Genomic DNA, 2,415 nt, shown 5'->3' with positions numbered 1-2,415 from the left:
TCGAGATCCTGAAGCGCTACCCGGAGCTGAAGGTCGAAGTGGCTGGCCACACCGACTCGAAGGGCACCGACGCGTACAACCAGTCGCTGTCGGAGCGCCGCGCGACCGCGGTGTACGACTACCTGGCCTCGAACGGCATCGATTCGTCGCGCATGGTGGGTCCGACCGGTTACGGCGAGAGCCGCCCGATTGCTCCGAACACCAATGACGACGGTTCGGACAACCCGGACGGCCGCGCGCGCAACCGCCGCACGGAGCTGAACGTCCAGAACTGAGGACGTCGGCACAGGTGACACCACGGAGCCCGGCCTTGTGCCGGGCTTCGTGCGTCTGGAGGCTGCTAGACTCCCGCCCTGTGCACGAGGAAGCGGGGCAAGAGCGATGAAGCGGTCAGCGTTGATGGGTGTGGCGGCGGTGGGCCTCCTGGTTCCGGGAATGGCCTTGGCGGCGATCGACTGCGGCAGCCTGCCCAGCGCGGGCGTGGCCGCGCAGCGGGTCACGGTGCTTGCGCCACTGGCGACCGAACTGGTCGCGCCCTCGTACATGCTCGGCGCCAACAGCGGCGTGCTCGGGCATGCATACGACGAGTCGCAGACGGTGGACGAAGTGCTGTTGCGCCGGCGCATCGAAGGCTGCCGCAACGTGGCGATCGCAGCGCCCGCCAGCGTGGCGGATCCGAACGATCCCGGCGCTTACAAGCCCAAGACCGAATTCGACAACACGCCCTGGCGTTTCGACATGAACCAGAACGGCCGGCAGATGACCGCCGACGAGTTCGATGCCTGGATGAAGACGCGCGGCGTCCGCATCGCGCGCGGCAGGACTCCGGTCCCGGCTGCTGCCGCGGCCGCTGCCGATGGCACTGTCGCCGCGCCGGCCGGTGGGGTGGTTCTGCCCGTTGAAGGCGTTCCCGCCCAGGCTCCATCCGCCGAAACCCCGCCCGCGGAGGCTCCACCTGCCGAAGCTCCGCCCGCCGGGGTCCCTGCAGACGACGGCTCCGAGCCGCGCTGAGTCCCGCCACGGATCGCGACGGGCCGCGGCGCCGTTGCGCCGCGGCCTGGGCGCGCTTCAGCCCTTGATGACGCCCAGTTCCTGCCCGATGCGGACAAAGGCGTCGATGGCCCGGTCCAGGTGCTCGCGCGTGTGTGCGGCCGACAGCTGCGTGCGGATGCGCGCCTGGCCCTGCGGGACCACCGGGAAGAAGAACCCGATCGCGTAGATGCCTTCCTCGAGCAGGCGCTCGGCGAAGCGCTGCGCCAGCGGCGCGTCATACAGCATCACCGGGCTGATCGGATGGGTTCCGGGCTTGATGTCGAAGCCCGCGGCGACCATGCGCTCGCGGAAGTAGGCGGTGTTTTCCGCCAGCCGCTCGCGCAGCTCACCCGCGGCGTCCAGCATCTGGAAGGCCTTGGTGCCCGCGGCCACCACGTGTGGCGGCAGCGAGTTCGAGAACAGGTACGGGCGCGAGCGCTGGCGCAGCAGCTCGATCACTTCCGCCTTCGCCGTGGTGAAGCCGCCCAGCGCACCGCCCATGGCCTTGCCCAGGGTGCCGGTGATGATGTCGATTTTTTCCAGCACGCCCTTGACCTCGGCCGAGCCGCGGCCGGTCGCGCCGATGAAGCCGGTGGCATGGCATTCGTCGATGTGGACCAGCGCACCGTACTTCTCCGCCAGCGCGGTGATCTCGTCGAGCGGGGCGATGAAGCCGTCCATCGAGAACACGCCGTCGGTAGTGACCATGATCGTGCGCGCGCCGTCGGCCTTCGCCTGCTTGAGCTGCGCTTCCAGGTCCGCCATGTCGCAGTTGGCGTAGCGGTAGCGCTTTGCCTTGCACAGGCGCACGCCGTCGATGATCGAGGCGTGGTTGAGCGAATCGCTGATGATCGCGTCCCCTTCGCCCAGCAGCGGCTCGAACAGCCCGCCGTTGGCGTCGAAGCAGGCGGCATAGAGGATGGTGTCCTCCTTGCCGAAGAAGCTGGAGATCGTCTGCTCCAGCTCCTTGTGCAGGTCCTGGGTGCCGCAGATGAAGCGCACCGAGGCCATGCCGAAGCCGTGCGTGTCCAGGGCATCGCGCGCGGCGGCGATGATGTCCGGATGGTCGGCCAGGCCGAGGTAGTTGTTGGCGCAGAAGTTCAGCACCCTGCGGCCGTCGGCCAGTTCGATTTCAGCCGACTGCGGGCTGGTGATGATGCGCTCGGCCTTGAACAGGCCCTGTTTGCGGATTTCGGCCAGGGTCTGGCTGTAGCGTTCGGTCAGGGACACAGGACACCTCAACGATGGGGAAGGCAGGTGGGGGGGGGGGGGGGGGGGGGGGGGGGGGGGGGGGGGGGGGGGGGGGGGGGGGGGGGGGGGGGGGGGGGGGGGGGGGGGGGGGGGGGGGGGGGGGGGGGGGGGGGGGGGGGGGGGGGGGGGGGG

The 2,415-nt window shown here is 69.9% G+C and carries 2 protein-coding genes and 1 pseudogene; 2 read left to right on the top strand and 1 reads right to left on the bottom strand.

Annotation, left to right across the window (positions count from 1 at the left end; genetic code table 11):
- Positions 1-275: OmpA family protein (locus WCD84_RS14310; RefSeq protein WP_343281801.1), on the top strand; the 275-nt coding region annotated here is incomplete at its 5' end.
- 106 nt (positions 276-381) lie between these two features.
- Positions 382-858 (top strand): annotated as a pseudogene (locus WCD84_RS14305) (hypothetical protein); the annotation flags it as partial.
- A gap of 210 nt (positions 859-1,068) precedes the next feature.
- Here WCD84_RS14305 and kbl read toward each other — a convergent pair.
- Positions 1,069-2,262 carry a glycine C-acetyltransferase gene (gene kbl, locus WCD84_RS14300; RefSeq protein ID WP_343281800.1) on the bottom strand — a complete coding sequence of 398 codons (1,194 nt, stop codon included), beginning with the start codon at positions 2,260-2,262 and terminating at the stop codon, positions 1,069-1,071.
- Positions 2,263-2,415: the final 153 nt, after the last annotated feature.

Origin of the sequence: Luteimonas changyuni (assembly GCF_039548395.1) — a bacterium.
GTDB lineage: Bacteria > Pseudomonadota > Gammaproteobacteria > Xanthomonadales > Xanthomonadaceae > Luteimonas.
This window is presented reverse-complemented; position numbering and strand designations above follow the sequence as displayed.